This is a genomic window from Pseudothauera hydrothermalis (assembly GCF_003345255.1).
Taxonomy (GTDB): domain Bacteria; phylum Pseudomonadota; class Gammaproteobacteria; order Burkholderiales; family Rhodocyclaceae; genus Pseudothauera; species Pseudothauera hydrothermalis.
The window spans coordinates 366979-383014 of the sequence record NZ_CP029331.1; the positions used below are offsets into that span (position 1 = coordinate 366979).

Annotated in this window: 20 protein-coding genes; 7 read left to right on the plus strand and 13 right to left on the minus strand. The window is 64.5% G+C overall.

The features are described from left to right. The first annotated feature begins 75 nt into the window (after positions 1 to 75). The 7 genes from dapF to DIE29_RS01745 all read left to right on the plus strand — a co-directional run bounded on the left by dapF (position 76) and on the right by DIE29_RS01745 (position 5163). Entirely contained in the window at positions 76 to 909 is an 834-nt protein-coding gene (gene dapF, locus DIE29_RS01715; protein ID WP_108079513.1) for a diaminopimelate epimerase, read from the plus strand. Between the two features lie 58 nt (positions 910 to 967). After that, complete coding sequence (locus DIE29_RS01720; RefSeq protein WP_114649016.1) at positions 968 to 1618, plus strand: DUF484 family protein; 651 nt, start codon at positions 968 to 970, stop codon at positions 1616 to 1618. A 38-nt stretch (positions 1619 to 1656) separates the two neighbouring features. Next, complete coding sequence (gene xerC / locus DIE29_RS01725) at positions 1657 to 2541, plus strand: tyrosine recombinase XerC (protein ID WP_114650228.1); 885 nt, start codon at positions 1657 to 1659, stop codon at positions 2539 to 2541. 150 nt (positions 2542 to 2691) lie between these two features. Beyond that, the gene (locus DIE29_RS01730; RefSeq protein ID WP_237269490.1) at positions 2692 to 3195 is read left to right on the plus strand and encodes a helix-turn-helix domain-containing protein; all 504 of its coding nucleotides are present in this window, start codon (positions 2692 to 2694) and stop codon (positions 3193 to 3195) included. Between the two features lie 9 nt (positions 3196 to 3204). Then, positions 3205 to 3429, plus strand: coding sequence for a hypothetical protein (locus tag DIE29_RS01735; protein ID WP_114649018.1), 225 nt, complete (start codon positions 3205 to 3207; stop codon positions 3427 to 3429). 71 nt (positions 3430 to 3500) lie between these two features. Further along, entirely contained in the window at positions 3501 to 4691 is a 1191-nt protein-coding gene (locus DIE29_RS01740) for a class I SAM-dependent rRNA methyltransferase (protein ID WP_114649019.1), read from the plus strand. 127 nt (positions 4692 to 4818) lie between these two features. Continuing rightward, the gene (locus DIE29_RS01745) at positions 4819 to 5163 is read left to right on the plus strand and encodes a DUF2249 domain-containing protein (RefSeq protein ID WP_114649020.1); all 345 of its coding nucleotides are present in this window, start codon (positions 4819 to 4821) and stop codon (positions 5161 to 5163) included. A gap of 13 nt (positions 5164 to 5176) precedes the next feature. Here the strand turns inward: DIE29_RS01745 and DIE29_RS01750 are convergent, their stop codons facing one another. From DIE29_RS01750 to DIE29_RS01810, 13 genes are all read right to left on the minus strand, one after another. Next, positions 5177 to 5524 carry a hypothetical protein gene (locus tag DIE29_RS01750; protein ID WP_114649021.1) on the minus strand — a complete coding sequence of 116 codons (348 nt, stop codon included), beginning with the start codon at positions 5522 to 5524 and terminating at the stop codon, positions 5177 to 5179. Between the two features lie 56 nt (positions 5525 to 5580). After that, a complete protein-coding gene (gene ruvB, locus DIE29_RS01755) occupies positions 5581 to 6639 on the minus strand; it encodes a Holliday junction branch migration DNA helicase RuvB (protein WP_102040760.1) in 1059 nt (352 codons plus the stop codon). A 108-nt stretch (positions 6640 to 6747) separates the two neighbouring features. Then, positions 6748 to 7575, minus strand: coding sequence for a THxN family PEP-CTERM protein (locus DIE29_RS01760; RefSeq protein WP_114649022.1), 828 nt, complete (start codon positions 7573 to 7575; stop codon positions 6748 to 6750). A gap of 460 nt (positions 7576 to 8035) precedes the next feature. Continuing rightward, positions 8036 to 8641 (minus strand): Holliday junction branch migration protein RuvA, encoded by a 606-nt coding sequence (gene ruvA / locus DIE29_RS01765; RefSeq protein ID WP_114649023.1) that lies wholly within the window; start codon positions 8639 to 8641, stop codon positions 8036 to 8038. 36 nt (positions 8642 to 8677) lie between these two features. Further along, positions 8678 to 9664 (minus strand): prenyltransferase, encoded by a 987-nt coding sequence (locus tag DIE29_RS01770; protein WP_114649024.1) that lies wholly within the window; start codon positions 9662 to 9664, stop codon positions 8678 to 8680. Further along, on the minus strand, positions 9661 to 11115 hold the full coding sequence (gene rng, locus DIE29_RS01775) for a ribonuclease G (RefSeq protein WP_114649025.1): 1455 nt from the start codon (positions 11113 to 11115) through the stop codon (positions 9661 to 9663). Before rng ends, DIE29_RS01770 begins: the two co-directional genes overlap by 4 nt. Positions 11116 to 11251: 136 nt before the next feature. Continuing rightward, a complete protein-coding gene (locus tag DIE29_RS01780; RefSeq protein WP_114649026.1) occupies positions 11252 to 11875 on the minus strand; it encodes a Maf family protein in 624 nt (207 codons plus the stop codon). Positions 11876 to 11981: 106 nt separating this feature from the next. Then, positions 11982 to 12452, minus strand: a complete 471-nt coding sequence (gene rlmH / locus DIE29_RS01785) for a 23S rRNA (pseudouridine(1915)-N(3))-methyltransferase RlmH (protein WP_114649027.1) — start codon at positions 12450 to 12452, stop codon at positions 11982 to 11984. Between the two features lie 6 nt (positions 12453 to 12458). Continuing rightward, positions 12459 to 12824, minus strand: a complete 366-nt coding sequence (rsfS, locus tag DIE29_RS01790; RefSeq protein ID WP_114649028.1) for a ribosome silencing factor — start codon at positions 12822 to 12824, stop codon at positions 12459 to 12461. Then, positions 12824 to 13510: a nicotinate-nucleotide adenylyltransferase gene (gene nadD / locus DIE29_RS01795; protein WP_418333138.1), complete on the minus strand. Its 687-nt coding sequence runs from the start codon at positions 13508 to 13510 to the stop codon at positions 12824 to 12826. Before nadD ends, rsfS begins: the two co-directional genes overlap by 1 nt. After that, positions 13488 to 14291, minus strand: coding sequence for a BPSS1780 family membrane protein (locus tag DIE29_RS01800; protein ID WP_205409762.1), 804 nt, complete (start codon positions 14289 to 14291; stop codon positions 13488 to 13490). The genes nadD and DIE29_RS01800 overlap by 23 nt, the downstream gene beginning before the upstream one ends. Then, on the minus strand, positions 14281 to 15054 hold the full coding sequence (locus DIE29_RS01805) for a BPSS1780 family membrane protein (RefSeq protein ID WP_114649030.1): 774 nt from the start codon (positions 15052 to 15054) through the stop codon (positions 14281 to 14283). The genes DIE29_RS01800 and DIE29_RS01805 overlap by 11 nt, the downstream gene beginning before the upstream one ends. Next, on the minus strand, positions 15051 to 16001 hold the full coding sequence (locus DIE29_RS01810; protein WP_114649031.1) for a homoserine kinase: 951 nt from the start codon (positions 15999 to 16001) through the stop codon (positions 15051 to 15053). Before DIE29_RS01810 ends, DIE29_RS01805 begins: the two co-directional genes overlap by 4 nt. Positions 16002 to 16036: the final 35 nt, after the last annotated feature.

The window sequence follows — 16036 nt, forward strand, 5'->3', positions numbered from 1 at the left end:
GCACAAGGCAGCGATGGTGGACGCGCCGCGGCCGCTGCAGGACAATCCGCACATTGTTCATTGGATGCACTCTTCATGCGCATACGCTTTACCAAGATGCACGGTCTTGGCAACGATTTCGTGGTCATCGACGCGACGCGCGAACCGGTCGAACTCACCCCGGAGCGGGTGCGCCGGATTGCCGACCGCCATTTCGGCGTGGGCTGCGATCAACTGCTGGTGGTCGAGCCGCCCAGCCAGGCGGGCGTGGATTTCCGTTACCGCATTTTCAACGCCGACGGCGGCGAGGTGGAGCAATGCGGCAATGGCGCCCGCTGCTTTGTCCGCTTTGTGCACGACAAAGGCTTGACCGCCAAACGCGAAATCCGTGTCGAAACCCGCGCCGGAATCATCGCCCCGCGTCTGGAAGACGATGGCCAGGTGACCGTGGACATGGGCGTGCCGGTGCTGGAGCCGGCGCGCATTCCGTTTTTGTCCGATTCCGATGCGGTGGTGCAGCCGCTGGACGTCGACGGCCTCATGGTGCCGATTACCGCGGTATCGATGGGCAATCCGCATGCGGTGCAGGTGGTAGCCGATGTCGATGCCGCGCCGGTGGCCATTCAGGGGCCGCTCATCGAACGTCATCCGCGCTTTCCGGCCCGGGTCAACGCGGGCTTTATGCAGGTGGTGTCGCCTTCGTGCATCCGCCTGCGGGTATACGAACGCGGCGCGGGCGAGACTTTGGCCTGCGGCACCGGCGCCTGCGCCGCGGTGGTGGCCGGCATCCTGCGCGGACTGTTAGGCTCGCCAGTACGGGTGCAAACCCGCGGCGGCGAGCTGGAGATTGCCTGGGCGGGGAGTGGCGCGCCGGTGATGATGACCGGCCCGGCGGTGACCGTTTTTGAAGGCGAGATGATGCTTGCCTGAGCGCCGATCAACACGCGCAGCCGGCTGTCCGGGTGTGCGCGACAGGAGCCAACACGCGATGAACGCAGACGATGTCGCCCGTTATCTCAAACAAAACCCCGATTTTCTCGCCCAGCATAGCGAGCTTTTCGCCGAGCTCACCGTGCCGCATCCGCACGGCGGGCAGGCGATATCGCTGGCGGAACGTCAATTGCATGCGCTGCGCGACAAAATCCGCCAATTGGAGCACAAGCTCGCCGAACTGATCCGTTTTGGCGAAGAAAACGACGAACTCGGCGAAAAAGTGCACCGTTTCAGTCTGGCTCTTCTAGATGCGGCCGATTACGACAGCCTGCGTCATGCGCTGTTTCATCACCTGCAGGAAGACTTTGCGGTGCCGCATGTGGCGTTACGCATCTGGAACAGCGTCATCGCCCATGACGGCGAAGATTTCGCCGAAGTCAGCGAAGCGGTGCGCTTTTACGCCGGCGACCTGCGTCACCCCTATTGTGGCGCGCCCGGCCATATCGAAGTGCTCGGCTGGTTCGGCCAAGCCGCCCCGCATGTGCGTTCGGTGGCGCTGATGCCGCTGCGCCGCGGCGCCCAGGTGTTCGGCCTGCTCGCGCTCGGCAGCGAAGAGACCGAACGCTTCTATGCCGGCATGGGCACGCTCTATCTGGGCCGCATCGGCGAACTGGTGTCGGTCGCCTTACTGCGGCAACTCGGCTAAAACCGGTGGGCGAGACCGCAATCGAGCTGCCCGAGTGCATGACCGCCTACCTCGACTGGCTGGGCAACCAGCGGCGGGCGGCAGCACTGACATTGGAGAACTACCGGCGGGATCTGGCAGCGCTCTGCCGTCTGGCAGCGGGGCGCGCGCCGGAGGCGCTTGGTGCGCATGACATCCGCGCGTTCATGGCCCGCTTGCACGGTCAAGGGCTGGGTGGACGTTCGATCGCTCGTCGGCTGTCGGCATGGCGTGGCTTTTATCGCTGGCTGGTGCGCCATCGCGGACTGGCGGCCAACCCGGTCGAAGGGCTACGTCCGCCGCGCGCGCCGCGGCGGCTGCCCAAGGCGCTGTCGCCTGATCAGGCCCAGGCGCTGCTCGATGCAGAGACCGATGACGGCCCGCTGGCTTTGCGTGACCGCGCGATGTTCGAACTTTTCTATTCTTCCGGCTTGCGGCTGGCCGAACTGGCCGGTCTGAGCATGAACCGCGTGGCCGAGCTGGACGAAGGCTTGATCACCGTGACCGGCAAACGCGGCAAAACCCGCAGCCTGCCCGTGGGTGGCAAGGCGATTGCCGCGCTGCGCGCCTGGCTGGCCCAGCGCCCGGCACTGGCCAAGGCGGAGGAGCAGGCATTATTCGTCAGTCAGCGCGGTGATCGTCTGAGCCCTGCGGCCATCCGCAGCCGGCTGGCGCGCTGGGCGCGTCTGGCCGCAGTAGGCGTGCATGTCCATCCGCACATGCTGCGCCACAGCTTTGCCAGCCATCTGCTGCAATCGAGCGGCGATCTGCGCGCGGTACAGGAATTGCTGGGCCATGCCAGCATCCAAAGCACCCAGGTCTACACCCACCTGGATTACCAACACCTGGCCAAGGTCTACGATGCTGCTCATCCGCGCGCCCGAAAACGCGAGCGGAAAAGGTGAGCCCATCGGGGTCTGCCGGGTTGCATCGCTGCCCATTTTGGGGACTGCAAGCCCGGTTGCGTAGATGAGGATAGGGTATGCTCGGCACAAAACAACACACGCAATCCTGGTCCGGGAGGCCCCTCGTACGGGTAGAGGGAGCAGGAATACATGACAACAATCAAACCCCCCAATACCCCAGCAGCAGTGCGTCAAGCGCATGGACGCTCCCCCGAGGCGCGGCGCATTTTTCGTGCGGTGGCGGTGCTGCTAGCGCGCTATCAAGTGCGCAGCCTCAAGCGTATCTTCGATGAATTCGAGCGCGACATCCTGCTGCCCATTTTGTTGGGTGAGATTGCGCTACACAATCTGGGCGAGCGCGAAAATGGACATCAACAGCTCAACCCGGCCAGCGGCGCCGAAGACGTTTGTGATCGGCTTGAATTGCGTCCCTGCAACGCTTATTCGATTGCCGCGGCCACCGGTCTGCCGCGTGAGACCGTGCGGCGCAAAATCGCCCGCCTGACCGAACTGGGCTGGATCAATCGGCGGCGCAACGGTCACCTCTATGTCAGCTCTGATGCGTTGCAGCAATTCGGCGAGCTGTTGTATTCGCGGGAGTTACCCGAGCTGCTCGCCATTGCTGACCGCGCGCGTCGCCTGATGAAGCCATAGCGTAGGCCCATGGAGCCGCAAACGCGCCGTATTCTCGACATTCTGGAGCGCGAGGTGCGGGCCATCTGCGCCGATGAAGGCGTCGAATGCACCGATTTGTCGGCCCTGCTGGTCAAGCTCGAGCGCCATGAGGCCGGTGTGCGCGAGCTCTCCGCGCCGGTGGCCGAAGCGCTGCGCAGCTTGCTCAGCTTGCGCCGCGATCTGCTGGCCGTGCATGTGCGTGGCCACCGGTGAACCGTAACCATGGCCGGGCAGGCTCGGAGCGGGTAGACTTCGGCGCCTTCTTTCATTCAGGCGATTCGGACATGGCCCGACTCATACTCAAGCCCGGCAAGGAGCGCTCGCTCTTGCGCCGCCATCCATGGGTGTTCGCCGGCTCGGTGGCGGCACTCGACGGCCGTGCGCGGGCAGGCGACACCGTGGATGTCTGCACCGCCGATGGTCGGGTGCTGGCGCGTGCGGCGTGCTCGCCCGCTTCGCAGATCCGTGCGCGGGTGTGGAGCTTCGACCCCGAAGTCGTCATCGATCATGCTTTCTTCAAACGCAAGGTGGCCGAGGCGGTCGCACGGCGTGCAGCGCATCCGCTGCTTGCCGGTCAGGAGGGCGTGCGGCTGATCCATGGCGAATCCGACGGTCTGCCCGGTGTCATTGCCGACCGCTACGGCCCAGTGGTGGTGGTGCAACTGACCAGCGCCGGCGCTGACAAATGGCGTGAGGCCATCGTTGGCGCGTTGGTGCAGGCGACCGGCTGCGTGGCCGTGTATGAGCGTTCGGACTCCGAAGTACGCGGCCTGGAAGGCTTGCCGCCGGTGGCCGGTTGTGTGTTTGGCGAATTGCCGGAAGAGCCGCTGACTATTGTCGAAAACGGTCTCACCCTGGAAGTGGATGTGGTCGGCGGGCACAAAACCGGCTTTTATCTGGATCAGCGTGACAATCGCCTGCTTACCCGGCATTTGGCGGCGGGGCGCCGTGTGCTGAACTGCTTTTGCTACACCGGCGGATTTTCATTGCAGGCGCTGGCCGGTGGGGCCGCCGAGGTGTTGTCGATCGACTCCTCGGCACCGGCGCTGGCCGCGGCGCAGCGCAATCTGGCGCGCAATCCGGCGCTCGATGCGGCGCGCGCCCAATGGCGGGAGGACGACGTGTTCCAGGCGCTGCGCAGCCTGCGCGCCGAAGGCCGCAAGTTCGACCTGATCGTGCTGGACCCGCCCAAGTTTGCACCGTCGGCGGCGTACGCCGAACGTGCTGCCCGCGCCTACAAGGACATTAACCTGCTGGGGTTCCGCCTGCTCGATCCCGGCGGCATCCTGATGAGTTATTCCTGCTCAGGCGGCGTGGGCGTGGAGTTATTCCAGAAAATCGTTGCCGGTGCGGCGGTCGATGCCGGTGTGGACGCGCGCATCCTCCATCGCCTGTCGGCCGCGGCTGACCATCCGGTAGGTTTGGCAGTACCGGAGGGCGAATACCTCAAGGGGCTGGCCTGCCAGATTGGCTGACATCGCGGTAACGCCCAATTTTGTTTTGGCTCAAGGCGCTGACGGGTGTGTATCCCTAGCATGCGCGGTTGCGCATCGTCTGCCGCTGCAGGCGAGTGCCACCCCAACATACCAGGAGAGCGCGCTCATGAGCGAATTACCCCTGTTTAATGATTCCGTTTTTGTCTTTGATGCCCGCGGCGTTGCCAAGCGCTTCCGTCACGCGGCCACCTTTGGCGCACTGGAAGCACTGATGGACGGCGAAACCATGCGTTTTGTCAACGACCATGATCCTGTGCCGCTACTCGATCAAATTCGCCAGCGTTACGGCGACCAGGTCAGCATCCAATACGTGGCCCGTGAGCCAGGTAAGATCATGATCGATTTTGCGATCTGCCTGTCTGCGCGACACCATGCGCAGGCTGAGAACGACGGGGAATCAGTAGGTGGCGGCTGCGGCGGGGGTGGCGGCTGCGGCTGCGCCGGCATTTGACCAGGAGGGTCGCTTAGCGCAGCGCGCCCGGTGCGCTGCGCAGATGCGGCGCGGGCCCGGCTTCACCCAAATAATAGGCAGTGCCGATCAGCGCCAGCGTGACCACCAGGTTGATAAAGTAGCGCACCTGCCAGCGCTGCGGCGGCGCTTTGCCGCTGCCGCGCCCGGCATAGCGCTTGACGCTCAAGCCCGCCCATGCCAGCGACAGCAAACCCAGCCCGAGCAGACGCGCGGACAGGCCACTGAAATAAACCCCGTAGGCAGGATCGAAGCGTCCCGGCATAAAAAACTCTGCGCCACTGAGTAGCCAAAAACCTGCAAACAGGCACAGCACGATCACAAAAGCCTGGAATGTGCGCATGGCTCAAGTAGGCGGCGCGGCGCTGGGACAGCGGATCGGTACCGGTTGGCCGGCGCTCATGGTCCGGCGTCGTCAAACAAGCCGGGATGAGCGCTGCGCGGTGGATGGAGTCCAAAATGCCGCCAGATGGCCGGCGTGGCCATTCTGCCGCGCGGGGTGCGCTGCAGATAGCCTTGCTGAATCAGATAGGGTTCCAGCACATCCTCGATGGTGTCGGCCGCTTCGCCGATCGATGCGGCGAGATTGTCCAGGCCGACCGGACCGCCGCCGAACTTTTCCAACACCGCACCAAGCAATTTGCGGTCCATCAGATCGAGCCCCAGGGGGTCGACATCCAGCATGGTGAGCGCCGCATCGGCTACTGCGGCGGTGATCTGTCCGCCGGCTTTGACTTCGGCGTAATCCCGCACCCGGCGCAGCAGGCGATTGGCGATGCGGGGCGTGCCCCGCGCGCGGCGGGCGATTTCGAAAGCGCCAGCATCGTCGATACTGACATTGAGCAGAGCGGCCGAGCGGGCGACGATAAAGCTCAGCTCCTGCGGCGTGTAGAACTCCAGCCGGGCGACGATGCCGAAGCGGTCGCGCAGCGGGTTGGTGAGCATGCCGGCGCGGGTGGTGGCGCCCACCAGGGTAAACGGCGGCAAGTCCAGCTTGACCGAGCGCGCGGCCGGACCTTCGCCGATCATGATGTCGATCTGAAAATCCTCCAGCGCCGGATAGAGGATTTCCTCGACCACCGGCGACAGGCGATGGATTTCATCAATGAACAGCACATCATGCGGTTCCAGATTGGTAAGGAGGGCCGCCAGATCGCCGGCGCGCTCCAGCACCGGTCCGGAGGTTTGGCGCAGGTTGACGCCCATTTCAGCGGCCACGATATGGGCCAGCGTGGTCTTGCCCAGGCCAGGGGGGCCGAACAGCAGCACATGGTCCAGGGCTTCATGGCGATTGCGCGCCGCGGCAATGAAGATCTCCAGTTGCTCCCGGATCTTCTGCTGGCCAACGTAATCGGCCAAGCGCTTGGGGCGCAGCGCGCGCTCGATGGCGTCTTCCTGGCGGTCGGCCGGTTGCGCCGACAGCAGCCGAGGCGCGGACAGTTTGTCGGTTTCGATCATGACGCGCAGTTTAGCCCAAGGCGCAAGTCAAATCTTCCGACACTCGCAAGAAAACAAAACGGGGAGCGCAAGGCTCCCCGAACGCTGCGGCACCGAGGTTATTTGGATTCAGATACGGCGCCTGTGCATCAGGCCCAAACCAGCCAGCCCAATGCCCAGCAGGGCGAGCACACCGGGCTCGGGCACGCCGAGCGGCTCGGTGGAGATGGTAAAACCGAAGGCCAGCGTCGTGGACTGATTTTCCCGGGTCTGAAAGCCGATACAGCCCGGTCCTTGGCCTGCTGCCGCGCAACTGGCATCGGACAACGTACCCAATACCCCCCCGGTGATCGGGAAGATATTGACGAAGTAGGTCAGCAAACCGTCGCCGTCGCCCGCGTCGTACTGAAAGCTCTGATTCAGCAGCCCGCCGAGCAATACGAAGATGTCGTCGCACTGGCTGGATGAAGGAAAGGAGCAGTTGTTGACGTTGGGGGTTTCAGCAAAAGCGATGTCGAAGGCGGTGAATTGGGTTGGCAAGGCCGGCCCCGCCGGAGTGGTCGGCGTCAAGGTCACTTCGGCCCGCAAGGTGGCCGAGGAGAGCGAATTGCCGGTGATCGGGTGGTTGTGGTGAGTCAGCGAGGTGCTGAAACCCAGATAGGGCGGTGCGGTAGGCGGGGTGCCGCCGCCAAGGTAAGTATCGACCGAGGCGCCGACAATGGATGGGTTATTGACCACCAGCGCACTGTGCCCGGAACCGGTCGAACTGCCCCAGGACAGCAAGGCGACGCCGGGGTCGGGATAGTGGGTCGTGGTGCTGCCGATGGTCGACTGCGTAAAGCCGCTGAAAATGTCGTACTGCCAAGACAACACGGCGGCCTGGGCACTGCCGGCACACAGCACGAGGCTACCGAGCACGCCGGCTGCCAGGCTGTTTGGGTAAAGGTTTCTGAACATCGCCACGCTCCTGTTTTCGGTTTGACTGCTGGGCTGACAAGCATCAGCCGTGCCAGTCTTATGAAAGCTTTTGCAAACAGGGGCTTGCCGCGAATCCAGAACCGGCCGATGTGCAATGTGTCAAGGCTTTCGACACGCCCGCCGGGCGTGCGCCGCACCGGTCTGACATCAGCACACCGCTGAGACGATACCAGGCTGCCAGGCGGTTCAAGAAGGAGTTGTCTTGATTCCTTTGAAATCAGGGTAACTGCTTGGAAACTCGCTCTAAAAAGCCCTTTAAATCAATATTTTGCAAATTGGGTTCACAAAGATTTGGGCGATTGCGAGAGCGGATTGTTCCAAGCCTTTCTTTCATGGCGCGTCCGGCGGCGTTCTAGCACCGCATCGCGAGCACCGCATCGCGGTTCGATTGGAAGCGTTGGGGTCTTTTGGGCTGGGCGCTGCTGCACGGCGGGCTGCATCAGAGCTTTGACAAGTGCTTGAGCGCTTGACGGATGCCTGTGGAGACGTCGATTGCCTCGTCCAGTCCTTTTATCGCGCCCAGCGCTTCGCGCTCGTTGTAGCCGAGTGCCAGCAGCGCATTGAGGATGTCGCTTTTGGCATCGCTCGGCGTAAGGGCGCCGGGCGCTGCGGCCAGGGCAACACCTTGAGCGGGGCTGAGCGCCGGGTCGAGTTTGTCGCGTAATTCCAGTAGCAAGCGTTCGGCGGTTTTTTTGCCGATGCCTGGCACTTTTACCAAGCGGCCGGCTTCCTGCAGGGCCACCGCCTGGGCGAGATCGGCCACCGACAGGCCGGAGAGCAGCGCCAGTGCGGTGCGCGCGCCAATGCCGGAGACTTTGAGTAATTGGCGGAAGGCGGCGCGCTCTTGAAGCGTGGCGAAACCGTATAAGAAATGTCCGTCTTCACGGATGGCAAGGTGGGTGTGTAGGATGACCGGCTGGCCGGTGGCGGGCAGTCCAAAGAAGGTGCTCATTGGCACGTCCAGTTCATAGCCGACGCCGTGCACGTCCACCAAAATTTGCGGCGGGTTTTTTTCCAGCAGGGTGCCAGCAAGTCGTCCGATCATGGGTGTGGCATATCCGGGGCGGTGGTTGGGAGGCGGTCAGTGCCCGCCGGGCCAGTCGGCCAGGGCGAGCACGGCGGTGAGGATGAGGCCGTGCAGGCAGGCCGCGGCAATGGTTTGGCCGATGGCGGGGGCGAGCTCGGCGGCCTCCTCAGCATGATCGATCAGGCGCTTGGCAGCGTTGAAAGAGAGCACCAGGGTGAAGGCGGCCGCGGACGCTTTTTGCGGCAGCAGCCCGCGGCCGACCATCAGCACCAGCCAGCCGTAGGCAAGCAGCGCAATCAGGAGGTAGCCCCACTTGGCCGTTTGTGGGCCGAGCCGCACGACCAGGGTGCGCTTGCCGGCCGCGGCATCGCCGGCATGGTCCGGAAACTGGTTGATGTACAGCAGATTGGCCACCAGTAGCGCGTAAGACAGTCCGGCCGCGAAGGGTAGCGCACTGAATGCGCCGCGCTGCACATAGTCGGTGCCGGCAACCACCAGTAGCCAGGCGGTGACGATGCACAGTTCGCCCAGGCCGCGGCCGGCCAAGTTGAGCGGCGGCGCGGAGTAGGCCCAGGCTACCAGCAGGCCACCGGCGCCGATGGCCAGCAAGCCGGGGCCGGCAATCCACGCCAGCCATAGCCCGCCGGGGATGACCGCAGCCAGCAGACCGTAGCCCAGAAGCGCGGTCTGCCGGGCGCTCAGGACACCGTTCTGGATGAAGCGGCTGCCGCCGGTGAATGGGTAGAGGCGGCCGGTGTTGAGCCGGTCCGCATCGCGGTCGTGGTAGTCGTTGATGACGTTGCCGGCCGCATGTGCCACGAGCGCCAGCAAAACCGAGAGCACTGCGCTGAGCGGCTCAAGGTGCACGCCGCTGCCATGGGCGATGGCCAGTCCAAGTGCGCAGGCCACCAGGGTGACCAGCAGAAAGGCCGGCCGGGTGGCGGCGATGGCCCGGCTCAGCGGATGGGTAAAGCGCGCGGGGCTGGGTTCGGCCGGGGTGCGGGCCGGCGGCTTGGCCGATGGGGAAGCGGCGGGGTTCATAGCAGCACGATGTCGAATTGTTCCTGGGTGTAGCTGGCTTCCGGGTGCAGCGAGATTTTCTTGTCGATGAAATCCGACAGCATCGCCAGCGACTGGGATTCTTCGTCCAGGAATAGATCGACCACATTGGGGGCAGCCAATACGCGGAATTCGCGTGCGTTGAACTGGCGCGCCTCGCGCAGCAGCTCGCGCAGGATTTCATAGCACACGGTGCGCGCGGTTTTGACTTCGCCGCGGCCGCCACAGGTGGGACAGGGTTCGCACAGCAGGTGGGCCAGTGACTCGCGGGTGCGCTTGCGGGTCATTTCCACCAGGCCGAGCGCGGTGAAGCCGTTGAGACTCATCTTGGTGTGATCCCGCGCCAGCGCCTTGCGGAATTCTTCCAGCACCATGTCGCGGTGTTCGGCGGTATCCATGTCGATGAAATCGATGATGATGATCCCGCCCAGGTTGCGCAGGCGCAGTTGGCGGGCGATGGCTTGGGCCGCTTCCAGGTTGGTTTTGAAAATGGTGTCGTCGAAATTGCGGGCGCCGACAAAGCCGCCGGTGTTGACATCCACGGTGGTCATGGCTTCGGTCTGGTCGATGATCAAATAGCCGCCGGACTTCAGATCGACCCGGCGGGCGAGCGCTTTTTGGATTTCTTCTTCGACGTTGTGCAGGTCGAACAGCGGACGCTCGCCGGTATAGTGCTCCAGCAGCGGCATCACCTTGGGCATGTACTGCGCGGCAAAGGCGGCGAGTTTCTGGAAGTTTTCCCGCGAATCGATGAGGATGCGCGCGGTTTCGTCGTTGACCAAATCGCGCAGCACACGTTGGCCGAGGTTGAGGTCTTCATAGAGCACCCGCGGCGGCTGCGCGCCGCTGCTGCGTGCCTGGATTTCGCGCCAGAGCGTGCGCAGATAAGCGATGTCGGCTGCTAATTCGTCATCGGAGGCGGATTCGGCCATGGTGCGCACGATGAAGCCGCCCGGCTCATCCGGCGGCACCAGCCGGGAGAGACGCTCGCGCAGGGCTTCGCGCCCAGCTTCGTCCTCGATGCGCTGTGAAATGCCGATATGTTTTTCCTGCGGCAGATAGACCAGCAGGCGTCCGGCGATGCTGATTTGCGTGGATAGGCGTGCGCCCTTGGTGCCAATGGGGTCTTTGAGCACCTGGACGGTGAGGTTTTGACCTTCGGCAAGGATGCGTTCGATCGGTTTGGCCACCTCGCCATGCGCGCGCTCGCTCCAGATGTCGGCCACATGCAAAAAAGCGGTGCGCTCCAAACCAATGTCGATGAATGCCGATTGCATGCCAGGCAGTACCCGGACCACTTTGCCCAGATAGATGTTGCCGACGATGCCGCGACTGGCGGTGCGTTCGACGTGCAGTTCCTGGACCACGCCCTGTTCGACCAGGGCTACCCGCGTCTCCTGCGGGGTGCAATTGATCAGAAATTCGATGCTCATGCGCACTGAGACTCAATGAGAAATGCGCAAAGACGGTCAAACAGTGGCCGTGTTTGCGCATGGCCCATCGGAGCGTCCAGTCCGCCAATCCGGCGCCTAGACGGATCGGGCGGCCGATTGGTGGCCGCGCCGTCCGCTACAGGCAAGCGTAACCGAAGTCGTGGAGCAACTGCGCGGTCTCATAGAGCGGCAGCCCCATGATGCCGGTGTAGCTACCGCAAATGTGCTCCACGAACACCGCGGCACGCCCCTGAATGCCGTAGGCGCCCGCTTTGTCCAGGGGTTCGCCGGTGGCCACATAACGGTAGAGCTCGGCTTCGTCGATGGCGCGAAAGCGCACCTGGCTGATACTCAATGCGCGGCGTGTGCGCTCGCCGTCGGTGACCGCGACCGCGGTCAATACCCGATGGCTGCGCGCGGACAGGCTCTGCAGGATACGCACCGCATCCTCCGGGCTGGCCGGTTTGCCGATGATGCGGCCGTCCATTTCCAAAGTGGTGTCGGCCGCCAGTACCGGCTGACGCGGCAGGCGCCGCCACAGCAGACGCCGCATGCCGGCTTCGGCCTTGGTCAGTGCCAGGCGCTCGACATAGCGCTCGGCGGTCTCGCCGTCGAGGGGTGCTTCATCCACATCGGCATCTTCGCCGCGTTCGCCGCCGCGGAAAGCGAGCACGTCGAAACGCACGCCGATTTGGCGCAGCAGTTCGCGCCGGCGCGGACTGCGTGAGGCGAGATAGATGCGGGGCGGGGCGGCGCTCATGAGGCAGGCATCATGTTGGAATGACCTCGCATTCTAGCAGGACGTTGAAAAACGACCGCGGTGGGTCATTCTCCGGTCCTGCGCGCTGCGACTGGCCCGGGCGTGCTCATTCGCGGTGATAGGGATGGTTTTTCAGCACGCTCCAGGCGCGGTAGATGGCCTCAGCAAGCAGGGGGCGGACCAGGGCGTGGGGCAGGGTAAGGCTGCTCAGCCGCATGGTTTCGTCGGCGCTGGCCTTGAGCGCCGGGTCCAGGCCGTCGGGGCCGCCGACGATCAAGGCGACGTCGCGCCCTTCGGCCTGCCAATGCGCCAGGCGGTCGGCCAGCGCACGGGTGGTGAGGTCCGCGCCGCGTTCGTCCAGAACCACCCGCCGGCAGCGCGGCGGCAGTGCGGCCAGAATGCGTGCCGCCTCAGCGGCTCGGATTGCATCCACGGTTTTGCCGGCGTGACGTGGTTCGGCCTTGAGCTCAATTAGCTGCAACGGCAATTCGCGCGGCATGCGGCGGGCGAATTCGTCAAAGCCGGCGGCCACCCAGGCAGGCATGCGCTGACCCACCGCCACCAACAGCAACTTCACGGCGGATCAGTCGGCCGTGGTGCCGGTTTTCCGGCGCGTCGACACCGGCGGATGCTGGGCCCAGAGTTCTTCCAGGTTGTAGTAGCTGCGGATGGCCGGCTGCATGATGTGTACGATGATCGCGCCCAGGTCGACCAGCACCCACTCGCCGGTTTCTTCGCCTTCGACGCTGACCACTTCGCCACCGGCTGCTTTGACCTTGTCCTGGACGTTGTGGGCCAACGCGCGGGTTTGCCGGTTGGAGTCGGCGCTGGCGATGACGATGCGGTCGAACAGTGCAGTCAGTTTCGAGGTTTCGATGACTTGGATGTCCTTGGCTTTGATGTCTTCCAGGGCATCGATGACGACTTTTTGCAGGGCAGTTGTTTCCATCAGTGGGGGCGGTAGAGGCGGTGCCGGGCAATATAGTCGAGAACCGAATCGGGTAGCAAATAGCGGGCGCTGTGGCCGCTGGCGAGCAGGTCGCGCACCAGCGAGGCGGAGATGCCCAACGGCGTCATGTCGAAGGGTACCACCCGCCCCGCTGGGGCGGTGGCAATTTGGGTCGGATCGTTGCTGAGGCGTCCGACGCAGGCTTGGTCCAACTCGGGCGACAGCACGCCGGGCCAGCGTCGCCCATGGGGCGCATAGCCGGGGCGGTTGGCCACCGCGAGATGAGCCAGTGAGAAGAGCTCCTGCCAGCGGTGCCAGCTGGGTAGCCCCTGGAAGGCATCGGCGCCCAGGATGAGCACCAGCGGCCGCTGCGCGCCGACTTCGGCGCGCAGCCGCTCCAACGTGAGCACGGTATAGCTGCGCGAGGTGGCGCGAATTTCGCCGTCGTCCACCTCCAGGGCCGGGTTGCCCGCTGCCGCCAGTCGGACCATGGCCAGGCGGTCGGCACCGCTACTGGAGGGGGCGTCGCGGTGCGGCGGCCGACCGGCGGGAATCAACCGCACCCGCGCCAGACCGAGCGCCTCCCGGGCCTCTTCGGCCAGACGCAGATGACCGAGGTGGATCGGGTCGAAGGTGCCGCCCAAAAGCCCAAGCGGGCCGGCTTCAGTCGCGGGCATCGTTGTCATCGACGATCAGCGGTGCCGAATGCTCTGCTGCTCCGGGTATGCCAAATACGTCGCGCGCGTTGATGTAAAAGCTGGCGAAAAGGGTGGGTATCAGCACCAGCGGCAGCAAAAAGGTGAGCACGGTGGCCAGCAGCGGCACGACCAGGCCAATCACGCCGATGACTATGCCCGGCAGGATGGCGCCGAACAGCATCAGCGCCACGGCATAGGCCAAAAAGGGCCGCCAGTTGCGCAGGCAGGCGAAGAAACTGAAAAACATGGCCTTGGGCGCGGGCAGCTTCCACCACCCGGCAAGCAATGGGGCGAACCAGTAGGCCATCATGACCGGTGTCGACAGCGCCATGGCCAACAGCAAGGCCAGCGCGAAACCGGGCGATTGCGCGCTTTCCGCATCGAGCTTGCCGCCGCCCATGGCCTTGAGCAAGGTGCCGCCGTCGACCGCCATGGTCAGCACCAGCACCAACAGACTGGCAATCAGGTAGATGCCGCCGATGGTCACCAGCGCGGCGATGTTGCTGCGAAAGCCGGAGAAAAGAATGTCCGGCCCGGCCTTGCGTTCCTGGTCGATGGCGCGGCAACCGTTGAGCACGCCCAGCGACAGTACCGGCATCAACAGCGAGGCCAGCGGTTGACCGACCAGCGGCACCAGACTGACCACCACCAGGGTCAGCAAATAGCCGAAGGCTAGAAAGGTCATCAAGGCCGGATTGCGGCGCCACAGTTGGAAGCCTTCGGCCAGCCAGGACCAGCCGCGGAACAGGGGAAGTTGTCTAGCTTGCATCGACGGGATTTTCCGGTTTGTGATCGGGGGCGGGCAGTGCCGGCGCGGGGTTGAATAGTTGTACCCAGGCCGCATGGAGTGTTCCCATGATGACGGGTACCAGCACCAGCATGCCCAGGCCCGCAGGCAGCATGGCGATCCACACCAGCACATAGAGCATGGCGGCGAGCACGATGAAGGTGAGCGGGTTGGCAAAGCAGACGCGCGCCGACCGCTTCATGGCTTCGAGCGGCGGCATGTTACCGAGCAGCACCAGCGCCGGCGCGAAGCACAGCGCCATGATCAACAAGGTCCAGAGCACGGTGAACACCAGAACGCCGAACATCACCCCGCCGGCGGCCACGCTCACTCCGGCCAGTGCGCCGATCAGCATGCCGGTGAGCACCGCGCTGCCGCCGATCAGGGTGGCAATCAGTGCCGCGAGCAGTGCGCCGGCCAGATGGCACAGACCGAGCAGTAGCAATTCGCGGGTGCGCCGGCGCAGCCCCTCGAACAAGTGGTCCACCCGCACTGTGCCTTGGCGGCGATGGGCATCGACGCCAGCCAGCATGCCGGCGGCCAGCATCGGCAGCGCCACCGGTGCGGCCGCCCAGCCCAGCAGCGGCACGAACCCCAGCGCGGCGAGAATGGCGATCAAGATCGCCGTTTGGGCGATCCAGATGCCGGGATGGGCCAGGAAAACCTGCCAGCCGGCGGTCAGCCACTGCAAAGTGTGCGCAGGCTGCGCGCTGCCAATTGATGTCGATGGCGGCTTGGGGGTCATGGTCGGCTCTCCAACAGCGGCGGGACGGCACGCGCGCGCAGGCGCAGGATGTTGCGGTATTCGTTGGGATCCTTGACCAGCACCAGTTCGCCCGGGCGTGGCAGGTGGAAATCGGCTGCACGCGACAACCAAAAGCGCAGCGCGGCGGCGCGCAGCATGGCCGGCCAGGCGGTGCGTTCGGCAGGCGTGAACGGTCGCTCGGCGTGGTAGGCGTCGAGCAGGGCGCGGGTGCGGGTCTCATCCAGTTCGCCGTCGGGCAGCGAGCACCAGTCGTTGACCGTGACCGCTACATCGAACAGCAGCGCATCCACCCCGGCGAAGTAAAAATCGATGACGCCGCCGATGTGCTCGCCGTCCCATAGAACGTTGTCGCGGAACAAATCGGCATGGATTACGCCTTCGGGCAGTGCTTGACCGGCGACGGACGCTTGGAGAGCTAGTTCGGCATCGAGCAGGGCCTGATCGTCGGCGGGCAGAAACGGTCTGACCTGGGCGGCGGTGCTGCGCCGCCATGCCGCGCCGCGCGGATTGTCTTGCCGGCGACCGTAAGACAGACCGGCCAAATGCAGGCCGGCCAGCATGGCGCCGACACGGGCGCAGCGCGCCGGTGTGGGTGCCATGTCGGACTGGCCGGTGAGGCGAGCGACCAGCACCGCCGGCTTGCCGGACAGTGTGCCCAGATATTCGTTGTCACGGTCGGCGATCGGGGCCGGCACCGGCAGGCCATGGCGCGCCAGATGGGCCATGAGGTGCAGGTAAAAAGGCAGTTCGGCGCGCGGGATGGTTTCGAACAGCGTCAGCACATAGCGCCCCAGCGTGGTGGTGACGAAGAAGTTGCTGTTCTGCACGCCTGCGCTGATGCCTTGAAGTTGCACCAGATGACCGATGGCATAACGGCGCAGCCAGTCGGCTAGCGCTTCGGTGGTGACGGGGGTGAAAACGGACATGCTTGTCAGCGGGAGGGAAACGGGTCGGGATTATT

What these genes read in the sequence shown, in the direction of transcription:
- dapF (WP_108079513.1), top strand. Translation starts at nt 76, where the DNA reads ATGCGCATACGCTTTACCAAGATGCACGGTCTTGGCAACGATTTCGTG.
- DIE29_RS01720 (WP_114649016.1), top strand. Translation starts at nt 968, where the DNA reads ATGAACGCAGACGATGTCGCCCGTTATCTCAAACAAAACCCCGATTTT.
- xerC (WP_114650228.1), top strand. Translation starts at nt 1,657, where the DNA reads ATGACCGCCTACCTCGACTGGCTGGGCAACCAGCGGCGGGCGGCAGCA.
- DIE29_RS01730 (WP_237269490.1), top strand. Translation starts at nt 2,692, where the DNA reads ATGACAACAATCAAACCCCCCAATACCCCAGCAGCAGTGCGTCAAGCG.
- DIE29_RS01735 (WP_114649018.1), top strand. Translation starts at nt 3,205, where the DNA reads ATGGAGCCGCAAACGCGCCGTATTCTCGACATTCTGGAGCGCGAGGTG.
- DIE29_RS01740 (WP_114649019.1), top strand. Translation starts at nt 3,501, where the DNA reads ATGGCCCGACTCATACTCAAGCCCGGCAAGGAGCGCTCGCTCTTGCGC.
- DIE29_RS01745 (WP_114649020.1), top strand. Translation starts at nt 4,819, where the DNA reads ATGAGCGAATTACCCCTGTTTAATGATTCCGTTTTTGTCTTTGATGCC.
- DIE29_RS01750 (WP_114649021.1), bottom strand. Translation starts at nt 5,524, where the DNA reads ATGCGCACATTCCAGGCTTTTGTGATCGTGCTGTGCCTGTTTGCAGGT.
- ruvB (WP_102040760.1), bottom strand. Translation starts at nt 6,639, where the DNA reads ATGATCGAAACCGACAAACTGTCCGCGCCTCGGCTGCTGTCGGCGCAA.
- DIE29_RS01760 (WP_114649022.1), bottom strand. Translation starts at nt 7,575, where the DNA reads ATGTTCAGAAACCTTTACCCAAACAGCCTGGCAGCCGGCGTGCTCGGT.
- ruvA (WP_114649023.1), bottom strand. Translation starts at nt 8,641, where the DNA reads ATGATCGGACGACTTGCTGGCACCCTGCTGGAAAAAAACCCGCCGCAA.
- DIE29_RS01770 (WP_114649024.1), bottom strand. Translation starts at nt 9,664, where the DNA reads ATGAACCCCGCCGCTTCCCCATCGGCCAAGCCGCCGGCCCGCACCCCG.
- rng (WP_114649025.1), bottom strand. Translation starts at nt 11,115, where the DNA reads ATGAGCATCGAATTTCTGATCAATTGCACCCCGCAGGAGACGCGGGTA.
- DIE29_RS01780 (WP_114649026.1), bottom strand. Translation starts at nt 11,875, where the DNA reads ATGAGCGCCGCCCCGCCCCGCATCTATCTCGCCTCACGCAGTCCGCGC.
- rsfS (WP_114649028.1), bottom strand. Translation starts at nt 12,824, where the DNA reads ATGGAAACAACTGCCCTGCAAAAAGTCGTCATCGATGCCCTGGAAGAC.
- nadD (WP_418333138.1), bottom strand. Translation starts at nt 13,510, where the DNA reads ATGACAACGATGCCCGCGACTGAAGCCGGCCCGCTTGGGCTTTTGGGC.
- DIE29_RS01800 (WP_205409762.1), bottom strand. Translation starts at nt 14,291, where the DNA reads ATGCAAGCTAGACAACTTCCCCTGTTCCGCGGCTGGTCCTGGCTGGCC.
- DIE29_RS01805 (WP_114649030.1), bottom strand. Translation starts at nt 15,054, where the DNA reads ATGACCCCCAAGCCGCCATCGACATCAATTGGCAGCGCGCAGCCTGCG.
- DIE29_RS01810 (WP_114649031.1), bottom strand. Translation starts at nt 16,001, where the DNA reads ATGTCCGTTTTCACCCCCGTCACCACCGAAGCGCTAGCCGACTGGCTG.